Source organism: Bradyrhizobium sp. CCBAU 53415, assembly GCF_028128735.1.
Lineage (GTDB): Bacteria > Pseudomonadota > Alphaproteobacteria > Rhizobiales > Xanthobacteraceae > Bradyrhizobium.
Genome location: NZ_LBJF01000018.1, coordinates 114,190 through 128,637 on the forward strand (window position 1 = coordinate 114,190; position 14,448 = coordinate 128,637).

The following is a 14,448-nucleotide window of genomic DNA, read 5'->3' on the forward strand; positions in this document are numbered from 1 at the left end:
TCAAACCGATGCCGCGGGAGACAGGCGGTTTGTCCGTGACTGCTCAATCGGGCGCACTGGGCATCTGGTGCATATCTTGCTTAACGAGAAAGGACAACTGAACGCCTGCCTTTGGAACGACGCACCGGCTCTCGGAACCGTCTTCAATCGGACACGGCTAAAATGATGAGTCTCGTATGACGCTGTCGCCTCTCGACGACGCGGCGGCTCACATTCGAGTATATTCGGGAAGGAAGCGTCATGACCACCATGGCAACTGCGGCGCCCGCGCGCGCGTCGCAAGCTTGGTATAAGATTCTCTACGTCCAGGTGCTGATCGCAATCTTGATTGGCGCCATAGTCGGCTGCCTATGGCCGTCCGTCGCGACCAACGACTGGGTCAAGGCGCTCGGTGACGGGTTTATCAAGCTCATCAAGATGGTGATCGCGCCGATTATTTTCTGCACCGTCACATCTGGTATTGCGCATATTCAGGATGCGAAGAAAGTCGGGCGTGTCGGCGTCAAGGCGCTGGTCTATTTCGAGATCGTTTCCAGCTTTGCCTTGCTGTTGGGCCTTGTTATGGGTAATGTGGTCCAAATCGGCCATGGCCTTGCGGTCAAGCCGGATACTGCGGCGGTCGCCAATTACGTCAAGCAGGCGGAAGCCTCGAAGACCGTCGATTTCTTTCTCAACATCATTCCCGATACCGTGGTCGGCGCCTTCGCTCGCGGCGATGTCCTACAGGTTCTCCTATTTGCGATCCTATTCGGCTTTTCGCTGATGGCGCTGGGAGAGCGTGGGGAGCGCCTGCGCGCCATGATTGACGACGTTGCGCACGCTGTGTTCGGCGTAATCGCTATCATAATGAAAGCGGCCCCGATCGGCGCCTTCGGCGCCATGGCCTTCACGATCGGCAAGTTTGGGCCGGCAGCACTCGGCAATCTGATCGGTCTGATTGCGCTGTTTTACGCGACAGCGGCGCTATTTGTGGTGGTGGTGCTCGGTCTGATCGCGCGCCTCGTCGGCTTTTCAATATTCAAGTTCATTGTCTATATCAAGGACGAGATTCTGATCGTGCTCGGCACTTCGTCCTCTGAAAGCGCCCTGCCGCAGTTGATGGAGAAGCTCGAACGGCTGGGCTGCTCCAAGCCCGTGGTCGGCCTGGTGGTGCCAACTGGCTACTCCTTCAACCTCGACGGCACCAATATCTATATGACACTTGCGACATTGTTCATTGCCCAGGCACTCGGGGTCGATCTCACCTTTGGCCAGCAGCTCACGATCCTGCTCGTGGCAATGCTAACGTCGAAGGGAGCAAGCGGCGTCACCGGCGCGGGCTTTATCACGCTCGCTGCGACGCTGTCGGTGGTCAACCCGGCGCTGGTGCCGGGCATGGCAATCGTATTTTCGATCGACAAGTTCATGAGCGAGGTGCGCGCCCTTACTAACATCACCGGCAATGGTATCGCCGCCGTGTTCGTATCCTGGTGGGAAGACGAGCTCGAGCACAAGACGCTGCAGGCTCGTCTCAACCAGCCCACCGTTTCCACCACTTAGACAGTAAAAGCACGATGAGGTAGGTCCCGGATCTTAACCGCCGCCGTTCGAACACGCGTCGAATGCAAGCGCAGCCACGTTTCTCGCAGTTCGAAACCGCACAGCCGACTTGACACGAGCAGGAACTTTCTCGCGCGATCTCCAGTGCCCAGCGCTTGCTCCGCGTCGCGCCCGGCGGCCGCGCCTGAAAAGATGCCGCACGCGGGCAAAAGAGTAGGAGCTTTTTTAACAGTCATTTTCAAGCGCGTCTTTCGCCGTCAAGCTCCCGGCCATCTGAACGCTTCTGCGAAATTTTGCCGTGCCAGATAACAGGACTGCGACAGAACGTGTCGAGCCTAACGGACCTAGGTGTTGCTCCGCCCATAATCGCATGTGCGCGGTCACTGCGCTTGCCTCGCCCGACCGACGCAACTCATCATCCCTTCTTACGGTCTGCGCTGCGGCATCAGATCGTGATGGGTGTGATCAGCATGGATTAGATGGCACTTCGACGGAGCCGTGGCGGCTCGCAGACGGCCAGTGTCGGTTCGGCGTCGCTATGCGCGCTCGATTCCGGCTAACCACTCGGAGACAAGTCCTCCTCACCTAGGCGTAATGGGCATAGGGCATACAAAGGAGTCGTGTAACTTCGCCTTCGTGTCTTGGCACATGACCATTGCGCTTTCTTCCGCATGACCGATCGTGCCGGCGAGATGAGTGGTCCGGCAGCCTGTCCCTGTTCTTTCCGGGTTCGGCGAGGCGCGCCGGATTGTTCCGCCTCAAGGTCTTGGGTGAACTGAGCCGCCGTCCTCTTGCCGCTGGGATGGGGTTGCCATCGGCTGCAGCCTCGAGCGCTTGCCCGGAGGTTATCGGCAGCAGATATCTCAGCTTCGATTGCTGGCGCGTGGGCGCGCCATATTGAAAGGTTTAGGACAACTATACGTATGTCTGTAATGCGTTTTTTCTCGGCGCGTGCTGAGTTCAGCAGCAAGCAATCGATCTCGAAACCGCTCACCAGCGGGCCTGGTGCCGAGGATTGCCCTATTTTTGCCTAAAATGTTATAGCTCCCCCGCCGGAGAACAGGCCGGACGGTATCAAAATGCGTAGCCAAATCAGAAGTTTAGAACGTTCGGCCCCTCAGTTTACCTTCGGCGGCATAGCGCTGGCCGTGGTAACACTGGCTTGCTTGTACCTTCAGGCGCATTTCGCCGCGACGGCGTTCGCCTATTTGTTAGTGATATTGCTGTTTTCGTTGATGGGCAGCTTCATCGCGTCGTCCGCGCTTTGCATCCTAGCCATCGCTGCTCTCGCTTACTACTTTGCGCCGCCGGCGTTCAGCCTGCGAATCGATGACCCCCAAGATCTGCCGGTGGTTGTTGCATTTTTTATTGCCTCGATTGTGGGAGCGCACCTGATCGGAAAGCTCCGCCAGGAAAGAGAGGCTGCGCGTGTGGTTGCGGCCAAGCTTCAGCGGAGTGCGGCCGATTTGGAGGATCGCGAAAAACGCTGGCGCGCAATCTTCGAGCACAATCCGGCCATGTACTTCATGGTGGATGAAGCCGGCACTGTCCTCAACGTCAATACGCTCGGCGCGACACAACTCGGCTATGCTCGTGCTGAACTGATCGGTCGATCCGTGCTGGACGTATTTCTCGAGGAGGATCGCGCGTTCGTTCGCGAATGCGTTCGGACATGCCTTGAGGATGTCGGACAAACGCGCACGTGGGACGTCCAGAAAGTCAGGAAGGACGGCTCGGTGTTGTGGGTACGTGAAAACGCCAAAGCCATGCTCTGGGCGGATGAGCAGCCCATTGTCCTTATCGCCTGCGAAGATATCACGGAGCGAAGGCGGACCGAACTTGCCCTGCAGCGGAGCGAAGCACATTTGGCCCAGGCGCAGGAGTTGAGTCACACAGGGAGCTTCAGCTGGAACCCCACTACGGGCGAGGCCTTCTGGTCAAAGGAAACATTTCGGATTTTCCAATTAGATCCTCAAACAGTGCCGCCGGGGCCGCAGCTCGTCGTTGAGCGCACTCATCCAGATGATAGGGCTTCGGTTAGAGAAATTATCGATCGCACGATGCGAGACCCGAGCGATTTCGAGCACGAATACCGGCTTCTGCTACCGGACGGCTCGGTGAAGCACATCCATGCGCAGGCACGAGCGACGAGGACAGCCTCTGGTGACATCGAGTTTGTTGGGGCAGCTACGGATATTACGGCGGCGAGGCGAGCAGAACAGCAGCTGCGCCGCAGCGAGGCCTATCTGGCCGAAGCCCAGCATCTCAGTCACACGGGCAGCTGGTCCTGGGACGTCTACGGTCTAGATTTCGTGTATCGCTCCGCCGAGGTCGATCGTCTGTTTGGCTTTAGCCCACAAGAGCCGGTATCGATCGAGACCATTCGATCGCGCATCCATCCGGACGACTTGCCGCGGCTACAGGAGGTGCAGCGCCAGGCGATTGAACACGAGGAGGAGCGGTTCGAATATGATTTCCGTATCCTTCTACCAGATGGCGGGATAAGGCGCATACACTCCGTTGCGCACGTGGTGGTCGGCAGCGATGGTAACGTCAGCGAGCTGATCGGAACACATATGGACGTCACCGAACAACACGCAGCTAGGGAACGCCTGGAGAACACACTTGCCGCGCTGCGCGAAAGCGAACAGCGCTTTCGCGACTACGCCGAAACAGCTTCCGACTGGCTCTGGGAGACCGGGCCGGATCATCAGGTCACTCACTTATCCGAGCACACCAGCGCTGCGGGAATTTTGGCGACAGGATTGATGGGCTTGCTTCGCTGGGACATTGCGTGCGACGTCGAAGAGGAACCCGAGAAGTGGCGTCAGCATCGGGCGACCTTGGAGGCCCATCTTCCGTTTCGGGATCTCGTCTACCGTACCGTGAATCGGACAGGATCTCCGATCTACGTCCGCACGAGTGGCAAGCCTTTCTTCGATGGAAAGGGCAATTTCCTCGGCTACCGTGGCGTCAGCACTGACATCACCGCTACCATTCGCGCCGATCAAGCCGAACAAGAACTACGAAAGGCACAGGCGGAGCTTGCGCATGTGACGCGTGTAACGACGTTAGGAGAGCTGACGACTTCCATCGCCCACGAAATAAACCAGCCACTCGCCGCTATTATCAGCAACGCCGATGCGTGCCTAGGTTGGATGGGTCGCGAAGCTCCTAATATTTCCGCCGCGCGCTCTTCGGTGGAGTGGATCATCGAAGACGCAATCCGGGCAAGCGAGGTGATCCGTCGTATTCGCGCACTCGCGAAGAAAGGCGAGATTGAGATGGTGCCGCTCGATATCAATGAGGTCGTTAAAGACGTCATTGCGCTGGTAACACGAGAGCTGGTGAGCCACCGAGTGACGTTACGAACCGAGTTGACGGCAGCGTTGCCTACGATCCTCGGCGATCGGATTCAGCTACAACAGGTGATCATCAATCTGGTGATGAACGGAATCGAAGCCATGGACTCAGTTACAGACCGGGCGCGCGAACTGCTGATTCAATCATCAAAGGACGGTCTGGGGCACGTCCAGCTTGCCGTGACCGATTGCGGCATCGGCATCGCCGAGAACGACGCGGACCGCGTCTTGGATCCCTTCTTCACCACCAAATCGAGTGGCCTTGGAATGGGTCTTGCGATCTGCCGGTCGATCGTGGAAGCTCACGGCGGGCGGCTGTCAATGGTCCACAAAAATGGACCGGGCGCGACCTTCCAGTTTGCCCTGCCGCTGCATAAGGAGGCCGTCTCGTGACAGGACGATTTGACTCGCTAGGTGAAGGCAGCAATGCCGAGGCCTCGACAAAGGCGATCGTCTTCGTCGTCGAGGATGACATCTCCATGCGTCGCTCGCTTATGAACCTTTTTCAATCGGTAGGGTTAGACGTCATTGCATTCGGATCGGCCCGCGAAATGCTGCAGAGCACAATTCCGGACGTTATTAGCTGTCTCGTTCTTGATGTCCGGCTGCCAGGCTTGAGCGGCCTTGACTACCAGACCGAGCTAGCGAGGTTGAACATACATATTCCGATCATTTTCATTACCGGCCATGGCGACATTCCCATGACCGTGAGGGCCATGAAGGAAGGAGCGGTCGATTTTCTCAGCAAACCGTTTCGCGATCAGGAACTGCTTGATGCCGTGGTTGCGGCGACCGAACGCGATCGCAAAAGACGGGAGGCTCAGCAGACCGTCGCGAACCTGCAGTCTCTATTTGAGACCTTAAGCCCGCGCGAGCAGGCGGTGATGAAACTGGTCGCTGCCGGCCTGATGAACAAGCAGGTAGCCGCCGAGCTTGGGCTCGCCGAGATTACGGTCAAGATCTACCGGGGACACGTCATGAAAAAGATGCGTGCACGGTCGCTGGCCGACTTGATCAGAATGACTGAGACGCTGGGAATTCGCGCCAATCGTCCTGAACAAACCCAAGTATGATTTTACAATTTCATCACTCGAGCCCACTTTTCGCCGAAGGTGGCTAATGCTTGCAGCCGCTATTCCCGCGTCAGGAGGGCTCGTCTTGTCCACGCCTTTGATTTCCGTCGTTGACGACGACGCCTCAGTTCGTGCGGCGACAGAGAATCTTTTGAAATCGCGTGGCTACATCGCCCAAATATTTGCGTCGGCCGAGGAGCTCCTGAGGTCCCCGCAATTGAACGAGACATCCTGTGTCATTACCGATGTGCAGATGTCGGCTATGAGCGGCCTGGAGCTGTTGGCAGAGATGCGGACACGTGGTTACGACGCACCATTCATTTTCATAACTGCTTTCCCCAACGACCGCGTGCGCGCGTCAGCGCTGGGGGCCGGAGCGATTGGCTTCCTCGCCAAACCCTTTGCCGGACAAGCACTAATGGAGTGCCTCGACACCGCACTGAACGCGTATGACGGCCGAGGCGGCATCTGATGCAATCAACCTGCGGCTTGAGTTGATGTCCGATCCAAACGCTTCACGCGTAGATCTCGCCACCGATCAACCTCTTCGCAGCCAAACACGCTACTCGCTCTAAAATCAAGCGAGTGAGAGGCCAATTGTTGCCTTGTCGATGCTTTACCGACTATCGCCGGGCGGATACACTGGTGCAGAAAACCTTATCGCTGCGAGTGCCGGAATGGCACGCCAGCTCGACTCATTCTGCAGGTCGACGTTCAACGTAATGCTCACCCGAAGCAATCGACGACCCTAAGCACTTCTTAACTCGTCTGGATCGAGGTTATATATTCCATTGCAGAGCGGAGCTGGCTGAGAGCACTCGACAAAGCAAGAGGTTGGCTGTTCGCAGCCCGATTGTAGTGACGATGATGACGGAGCTTCGCCCAGGACAACCGCCTCGCGTCTTGTGTTGAGGCTTTTCTGGTGAAAGAGCTCTGCACGATGCTCGTGCTCACGGCGTCGTTATGTCCGTTGACGCATGCCGGCCGTCTTTGGCGCCGCTTCGCTGTGCATTTCCTTGCCCACCGGCTCACGGCGGGCGCCCACGCCCTTACTACTTCGTAGGCGTCATCTGTAGAAGACTTCTGGCTCCAAGCCGTCCAACGTGCTCGGCGCAGCACGCCCGGCCCTCGGCCACCGGGCGCACTTTGGCGGCACCCCATGCAGGTCCTCGCCGCAGCGAGCATTGTCGCAATTGCCTTGCGCAGTGAGCCCCTACTTCCAAGGCGCAAATCAGCAACCGCTAGGCCAAGGAGCACTCTGGGGGCAGTATTCTGAGCCAACTCAGAGGAACTCTCAGCTGAAAAGGCGATAAACACAGGGAAGCCCGGAGCAGGCTAGATTGGTCTACTCCATCGGGCCAAATCACCGGTGATCCCATGGTCACATAAAATCATCCTCATAGTCGTATGTTGAGGGGCTCGCTGAAATCTCGGTATCACTACCTTCACTGTCGTCAGCTTTGGAAAGATACAGCGCAGCAGTACCTTTGCGCTGCCATTCGCCGTCGCTATTCCTTACCCACTTGTCTGACTTCTCTGGGTCGAGAACCATGTTGTCGGCGTCAACCTCGACGAATCCCATCTTTGCCGCACGGGCTCTTGCTTCCGAATTAGCCGGACGCAAATTAAGCAGCGGCTGTTTTCCGTCTAGTCGAAGCTGGTGCTCGAGCAGGATATCGCCAGCGTTCTCGACAAGCGGATGAACGACTTGAAGATCCACAGTAGAGGTAGTCCCGTCGCGTCCAGGAAATAGCTTCTTCCACCTTTTGACGTCGAACTCGGTCATGCTGTCGCCGCCTTCCGTTCTTAGAAGTCCGACACTCTTGTTACCCAATTGGTAGCTGAAGTATCGCGCATTCTCGGAATCTCGGGTTCGCCCGTAGTCTTTGGCAACTTCTGCAGTTCGCCTTGCCTTGCCGGACACGAAATCGGAGTACTCTTGGGGGTTGTCGGCGATGTACATGATTTCGTCGCCATGATAGGCGTCCGCCGCTTTTCGGAATGACTGACGATCCTTGAACTCTATTATGGGAGGGGTTGAAACGAGCGAATACGGTCTTGTTGCCGAAGATGAACTGCCACTGGAACCAGATTCGGCTAAGCGCATATTTGCGAACGCATCCGCAAAGATGTCTGCGTCCATTTGCTCATCAGTTTCGGCAAAGTCAGAGGATTGGAAGTAGGACGAGCCATTGATCCGATTATACATGGCGATTGGTGCTCCCGTCGGACATACATTTCCGCATCTAGTTTAGGCTTGTTAGGCCCAGCGGCCCTAATAGGGAGCCTGGCTTACCAAAACCTGACGTGGCCGCCCTCACGTTGGCTTGCCATAGGGCTTCCTTTCGAACGACACGGCGGCACGCTCGTGCCATGGCATTCATCAGGTTTGATGAGAGGCCGCGAGCACGTCCGAGAATGCTCCTCCATTAGAAATCGGGTCGATCGATGATTGACCTGCTGACGCCGGAGTTCCGCCGCGCCGCCTCATATCTCAGGAGCTCGGCCAGATCGAGCGGGATCCTACGGTGCTGGATCGTCTCGTCGCAATCTGCCCCGACTGGGGAGACATCGACGAAACCGTATTGGAGACCAACCAAAGATGGCCCATCAAGGCGGGCCAGGCTCGCGCTCGCTGATCGGGATCGATCCGGCATGCGCACCCGCTCGCGAAGGTCTGCGCGGCCAGCTGTTGAGTTTGGCGATGCCCCGCCGCGGGCCAGCCGGGCGAGGCGAGGAGGGCCGCAAAACTTGGCCGGCCAATCGATATTCCGTCGAGGGTGAACGTCGACCGATGGTTCGCCAAGGGTGTTCTGAAATACCACAGGACGCTTCGCACTATCCTAAATACGCTGATCAGCGCGGGCTTTCAGATTCGGCGCGTCGAGGAGTTTGCCCCGCGACGCGAGCAGATTAAGCAGATATCGCAATTGGCCGAAGAATGGAGCGTTCCATGATTCTGATTGTATCTGCGTCCACAGCGAGCGCCGATAAAGCTTCGAAGCCGTCGTGATATCCGGTCTGGTTAGTTTCAGCCGGGCCGCCCCAGTGCTCACGTCAGCCGCGCTGCGATGCGTTTGTCTGGTTGGCTACGGCCATTCCGGTCAAGCGGACGAAGGCCGCAATGCTGACGGCAACAACGACCCGATCACCGCAAAAACAGTCTGCCACGTGGGGTGAAGGCATCGCCATCTGGGCGATTCCGTGCGTCGCGCTGTAACCGGCGACTGTAGCAGGCGCAACGTAGAGGAGGATGATCGAGTCGAAGCCAAGTCCATGGTACGAACACGAATGCGAGTTCCGAGCTTGCGCTGCTGTCGGATCCCGTGGGCATTTCGATCGTTGCCACGGCCGGAGTCAAGCCGGCCGTTCTGACCTGGCATCCAATTTTCTGCGGCATCGTCGCTTGTCGCCAAGGGTATCGACGTGGAGGTCGTTTATCTCTTCCGCTGGACTGCAGACTCGCGACTGACGACCCGGAACACCTGCGGCAAGACGATGTGGCGATACTTGTCTTGCGACATACAGCGACGGGTGTCCGATTCCAACGGGCAACCTGTTCTCCCAGGCTTTCACAAACGCGAGGATCTCGTCCGCGGCGCTCCTGCGCGAATGAATGAGAAACGCGTCAACTCCCGCGTCTGCCTAAGCGTCAGCGTGCGAGATGGCTTCCTCCATGCTCTGCCCGGCGACCAACGCCTCAATCCCGGCCACAAGGACCAATTCGTCGTCGACCGGATCCTTCACGGCGCGCAAGCGGAGAATTCGTCTACATCGGCGAGCACATGTCCTTCGCCAATAAACGAGTTTGCTGGAGGAATACTCAGTGGCAGATCAGATCACTGCGAGCTTACGTGCCAAGGCGACTTTTGCGCGCTTAGAGCCTCGCCGCTCGGCGACGTCCTTCCCCCAGCGCTACGCTTTCAGAATCGCGTGATGTGCGATAGTAGAACGTTGGCGGCTTCAAACAATTCTGTACGCACTATCTCGTCGCTGCCCAGCGTGATCCCGCCCATGATGTCCTTTTCTCCCGATCGGTATATCTTTGGCGTGAGCCCAAACAGCGCGCCTGCCTCTTTGCCATCTTGTAGGCCATGGCACTCGCGCCCGGATAACTCAGTCGCTGCGCCCAGAGGAGAGGCGAAATTTTAGCATCGGCCTGGCTGTCAACGAGCGTGAAGCTTCACGTCCCGCTCTCTGGTGGCCATGCGCGCGAGATCGACTCGTTCGTACGGGGCGTTAGATGCCATCATCAACCTGACCATGGAAACGTGACGAGGAGAGACAGGCAGCATCAGTTTGTCACTGACGGCCCCTTCCGAACGGCTGTCAAGTCGCTGGAAGAGCAGCTACTTCGACAAACGATACTATTTCCCATTGGCAACCGCCGCCTACATGCGATGCTTATGGCACAGCCGCCTCTATCTCCAGTCAGTTTGGCCGGTCTCGGCAGCCTTCAGCTGTTGACCCTTCGCACGATGACAGAGCCTCTTGGCTCTTTGGCTGGCGAATAGATGGGTCATTCCAATTAGGCGGCGTCTGTCTGAGGATATTCAAAACGAAAAAATCGAGGAGCTTGAGCAGACTGTAAGACCCGGGCGTTCCGTGATCCGCACCTGGCACCACAAGCATGTCAAAGTATTTTCCTGCTCGAATAAGCCGGTCAGCTAGTTGAAATGTAGAGGATGGATCGACATTGCGGTCCAATTCGGCCACGATGAGCAGCAACTTACCTTGCAGTCTATGAGCGTTGTCGACCGAGGAAGATTGCGAATATTCAATACCGACCGGCCATCCCATCCACTGTTCGTTCCACCAGATCTTGTCCATACGATTATCGTAGCAACCGCTATTGGCGACGGCCACCTTATAAAAATCGGGATGAAAGAGCAGTGCGCTCACAGCGTTTTGACCGCCGGCCGAACCACCAAAAATGCCGACATTTGAGATATCGTACCACGAAAACTTCGCGCTCGCCGCCTTGTGCCAAAGGATTCGATCGGGAAAGCCAGCATCTCTCAGGTTTTTCCAGGCAACGTCGTGAAACGCACGCGACCGATTGTTCGTGCCCATTCCATCTATCTGAACGACGACAAATCCAAGCTGTGTGAGCGGCTCCACGAAAGGCGAGAAAGACTTCGGAACGAAAGAGCCGGTCGGACCGGCGTAAATCTTTTCAATGACCGGATATCGGCGGCTTCGGTCGAAGTTGATCGGGAGATGAATAATCCCCCATATTTCGGTCTCGCCGTCCCGGCCCTTTGTATGGAACGTCAGTGGCGGCTGCCAGCCAGCGGCTACGAGCGCGGAAATATCGGCGCTCTCGACTTCCGCGAGCTCCGAGTTGTCAATGGTTCGGTACAACACTAGGCGCGGCGGGAGATCGCTGCGTGAGCAGAAGTCTAGATAGTAGCGGCCGTCTGGCGAGAACTCGACGTGATGATTCGCCGTTTCGGGCGTGAGCGACGTCAGTCCCGTGCCATCGAAGTTGATGCGGTAGGCGTGGACGAAATAGGGATCTTCCCCTTTATTCATCCCGCTTGCACTGAACCAAATCCGGCGCTTGATAGGATCTACGTAGTGAACGGAACGGACTACCCAAGCTCCACGCGTGATCTGGTTTTTAAGCTGGCCAGTGTGTCCATCGAACAGGTACAGATGCTCGTATCCATCGCGTTCGGAGGCCCAGATGATCTCCCGCCCGTCCTCAACGTCGTAGCGGAAGGTCTTGCCAGTATTCGACTGGTCCATTCTTAGGGGCTGGTAATCGATGAACGTCTTGCTGCGCTCGTCGATCAGAGTTCGAACGGTCCCTGTGGCTGCCTCGACCTCGGCGAGCCGGTAAAGCTGATGGCCTCGCTCATTGTACTCGAAAGTGAATCCGCGGCTGTCCTTCCACCATCGGATGGGAGAGAGGTCATAGGGATTTGGGAACAACGCATTGTCGATTGCGATCTCGCGACGATCGCCGACGTCGAAAAGCACCGGCCGCGGCAATGCCAGAGCATCGCCGGGCTTCGGGTAGGTAATCGTCCAGTGCCTCGGTTGGCGCTGGTCGCTTGGGGATGATTCGATGTAATGAACCTCCCGTTTATGGCCCGGACGGAAGCGGTAAGCTGCGAGGCGACGCGAGTCTGGAGACCAACTCAGCGTCGAAAACGCGTAGTAGTTGCCTTCAGATCCGTCCCAAGTCAAAGGAATGTCCTTCGAGCCCTCCTTGCTGCGCAGGAACAGATTGTAATCCTTGGTATAGGCGAGCCATTTCCCGTCAGGCGACACGCTCGCTCTCTTAGGATCATTTTCCGCAGTTGGCGTATCATCGTACGGGCTCTGCTGGTCGATTGCGGAAAGCTTTGTCTCGCTCGAGCAAGCGTAGTTTATAAGTTCGCAGCTCCAAGCTGTATCCTCAATCTCAAAAGTTATTCTGCCACCATCGTCAGCGAGCTCAAAACGGTCGAATGGCAGATTATCGGCAATAAAATCTTTGTGGCCCAAGCGATTCAGCGCAGCAGCTAGCTTCTTATGATCGAAAGCTGCCTGTTTTCTGCCGTTGGCAACATTCACGAGTATGAATTGGCGCTTGCCGTTGCTCGTCAATCGATAGGCGAACGACGCACCATCTGCGAGCCAGAACGGTACCTCCGGAGCATTGATCATCAGTCTGGCATGCTGATCGTTTATCGTGAGCGCTCGATTGTAATCGGAAGGACGCAGGACCTCGTTTTCTGTGTTGCCTTTGGGCCCGTTCACGGCAGCCGCCTCCCGCTGAGCTAAGAGAGCGATCATAAAAGCACCGATCTTATACATGACGCAGAGCTTATGCATGACTTGGTTAGCTGTCCTCATTGTGAGGACACCGCACGCATGTCGAACTTAACAGAAGCAGAAATCATGCCAGCGAGGCGCAATGTGCGTCGGTTTGGTCTTTAGATGTAGATGTCGTCTAAATGACATTGCAGTGAACGCCAATGCGCCCCGCGTGTTTGAACTCGGACACGGTGAACCAGCGAGACATCACTGCCAGTATACGATCGGTCAGGTCGGTCAGGGCACAGATGACGCACCCTCAATCGCTATGATTGCCGGCATCTAGAGATTGGTTGAAAGCAACGAGGAAGATGCATTTGTCGAGCACGCACCTGCATCAACAGCCGAAACACGCAGTGTCTAGGCAAGAGAGCGGCATGCTGTTTGCCTCACCTGGGCGGAAGCTTTCATCAACATGCTCATTCCTACCTTCTCTAAGGACAGCGTCCGGAGGATTCAGCGCCAGAATGTGTTCGGAGAACTCTTTTGCTATCGCAAGGCGCTCGGCAGACGGGAAGTGGGAGTTGTCATTCGCCGGATTAGAGAGTTGGCGCAGCGCCCCCGTCCATCCACAGCTCGCACTGTTTGTCGATCGCGTCCCGAACAAATTGACTCGTAACCGGCAAACCGGTCTGCAAAACGCGCATCTTTTCGGAGCAACGGATCCGCATGGAGCACGCGGAAGCTAAGCTCATCCGGCATTAGAGCGACGCCTCTTCGAGGGCCGGAAGCGCCTTCGCCCAATCTCCCATCCATCGCTAGCGTAAGTTTGGCGAAAGCGGCTCAGTCCGCGCTTCTTGCGCGCGCCATTCGCACATTACGCGCTCGTTTTCGGCGATCCGCTCTGTTTCGGCGGCTTTTGCTTCATCGCTGGTCCGCCAGCTGCCGATCAGAATTTTCGGTAAAACGTTATCGAGTTCTGTCGGGAAACCGACAAAGGCAATGCGGCCGTCACGGTCGACGACGAACGAGGTAGGAATCCCGACAGAAAAGCTGGGATCGAGCCAGAGCTTTTCCATTTCGCCTGTGGAGTCGAACCCCATCCGGTAATTGAGATTCGGCACCTTTTCGGTCAACCAGGCGTCCAACTTGTTTCGGGCCTCCTCCGCGGTTTGAGCGCGTTCATGAGCTGCGACTCCGAGCACCTCAATTCCGCTGTTTTTGTATTTCTCTTGCAACTGCACCAGATCGGGCAGCGCCGCCACACATGGTCCGCACCAAGTTGCCCAGAATTCGACGACGTACACGGTTCCGGGCTGAAGGCTCGCGAGGGGCTGGCCACGCAGCCAATTCTCCACTTTGATCGGAGGAGCCGGGGATTCTAAGCCGAGCAGCATATTACTCTCCAACACTTAGTGCCCGACCTTGGGCGATTTTTTTGCTAGCTGATCTCTGATCGCGGGCGCGACCGGCTTGTCGCATAGGGACTTCCCAGCGAGATCCGCGGCGAACGTCGGTGCCGCCGCGCTAGGCGCGACGACGCTCCAAGTCACAAGCAGGAAGTGTTTCATCTCCTGAGCGGGGTACATCGGTTCAAGGAAGGAGAGCATCGGTGGTCTCGCATCTGTGTGCACTCAGCACTCGTTCGCTGTTGCTGCACTCTAATAGCAAGGTCTGTGCCACGTCGTCTGCGTGCATTAAGGGTCTGATCACGATATGCAAAGCTC

The 14,448-nt window shown here is 56.9% G+C and carries 8 protein-coding genes and 1 pseudogene; 4 read left to right on the forward strand and 5 right to left on the reverse strand.

Annotated features, from left to right (window positions below; all coding sequences use genetic code 11):
* Positions 1 to 240: 240 nt before the first annotated feature.
* The 4 genes from dctA to XH87_RS11130 all read left to right on the forward strand — a co-directional run bounded on the left by dctA (position 241) and on the right by XH87_RS11130 (position 6,446).
* On the forward strand, positions 241 to 1,539 hold the full coding sequence (dctA, locus tag XH87_RS11115) for a C4-dicarboxylate transporter DctA (RefSeq protein ID WP_271587300.1): 1,299 nt from the start codon (positions 241 to 243) through the stop codon (positions 1,537 to 1,539).
* 1,079 nt (positions 1,540 to 2,618) lie between these two features.
* Positions 2,619 to 5,294 carry a PAS domain S-box protein gene (locus XH87_RS11120; protein ID WP_271587301.1) on the forward strand — a complete coding sequence of 892 codons (2,676 nt, stop codon included), beginning with the start codon at positions 2,619 to 2,621 and terminating at the stop codon, positions 5,292 to 5,294.
* Positions 5,291 to 5,974: a response regulator transcription factor gene (locus tag XH87_RS11125; RefSeq protein WP_271587302.1), complete on the forward strand. Its 684-nt coding sequence runs from the start codon at positions 5,291 to 5,293 to the stop codon at positions 5,972 to 5,974. Before XH87_RS11120 ends, XH87_RS11125 begins: the two co-directional genes overlap by 4 nt.
* Positions 5,975 to 6,020: 46 nt before the next feature.
* Positions 6,021 to 6,446, forward strand: coding sequence for a response regulator transcription factor (locus tag XH87_RS11130; RefSeq protein ID WP_442868257.1), 426 nt, complete (start codon positions 6,021 to 6,023; stop codon positions 6,444 to 6,446).
* Positions 6,447 to 7,355: 909 nt separating this feature from the next.
* Here the strand turns inward: XH87_RS11130 and XH87_RS11135 are convergent.
* From XH87_RS11135 to XH87_RS11160, 5 genes and pseudogenes are all read right to left on the reverse strand, one after another.
* Entirely contained in the window at positions 7,356 to 8,183 is an 828-nt protein-coding gene (locus XH87_RS11135; RefSeq protein WP_271587304.1) for an Effector protein NopP, read from the reverse strand.
* A gap of 848 nt (positions 8,184 to 9,031) precedes the next feature.
* A pseudogene (locus XH87_RS36745) lies at positions 9,032 to 9,272 on the reverse strand (hypothetical protein); the annotation flags it as partial.
* A 625-nt stretch (positions 9,273 to 9,897) separates the two neighbouring features.
* Positions 9,898 to 10,107 carry a transposase gene (locus tag XH87_RS36750; protein ID WP_442868259.1) on the reverse strand — a complete coding sequence of 70 codons (210 nt, stop codon included), beginning with the start codon at positions 10,105 to 10,107 and terminating at the stop codon, positions 9,898 to 9,900.
* Positions 10,108 to 10,405: 298 nt separating this feature from the next.
* Entirely contained in the window at positions 10,406 to 12,781 is a 2,376-nt protein-coding gene (locus XH87_RS11155; RefSeq protein ID WP_271587305.1) for a S9 family peptidase, read from the reverse strand.
* Between the two features lie 758 nt (positions 12,782 to 13,539).
* Positions 13,540 to 14,118, reverse strand: coding sequence for a TlpA disulfide reductase family protein (locus tag XH87_RS11160; protein WP_271587306.1), 579 nt, complete (start codon positions 14,116 to 14,118; stop codon positions 13,540 to 13,542).
* Between the last annotated feature and the right edge of the window lie 330 nt (positions 14,119 to 14,448).

Bases quoted from the DNA above. Each gene is read 5' to 3' on its own strand.
- XH87_RS11135 (WP_271587304.1), bottom strand. From the start codon at position 8,183: ATGTATAATCGGATCAATGGCTCGTCCTACTTCCAATCCTCTGACTTT.
- XH87_RS11160 (WP_271587306.1), bottom strand. From the start codon at position 14,118: ATGCTGCTCGGCTTAGAATCCCCGGCTCCTCCGATCAAAGTGGAGAAT.
- dctA (WP_271587300.1), top strand. From the start codon at position 241: ATGACCACCATGGCAACTGCGGCGCCCGCGCGCGCGTCGCAAGCTTGG.
- XH87_RS11155 (WP_271587305.1), bottom strand. From the start codon at position 12,781: ATGTATAAGATCGGTGCTTTTATGATCGCTCTCTTAGCTCAGCGGGAG.
- XH87_RS11120 (WP_271587301.1), top strand. From the start codon at position 2,619: ATGCGTAGCCAAATCAGAAGTTTAGAACGTTCGGCCCCTCAGTTTACC.
- XH87_RS11130 (WP_442868257.1), top strand. From the start codon at position 6,021: ATGCTTGCAGCCGCTATTCCCGCGTCAGGAGGGCTCGTCTTGTCCACG.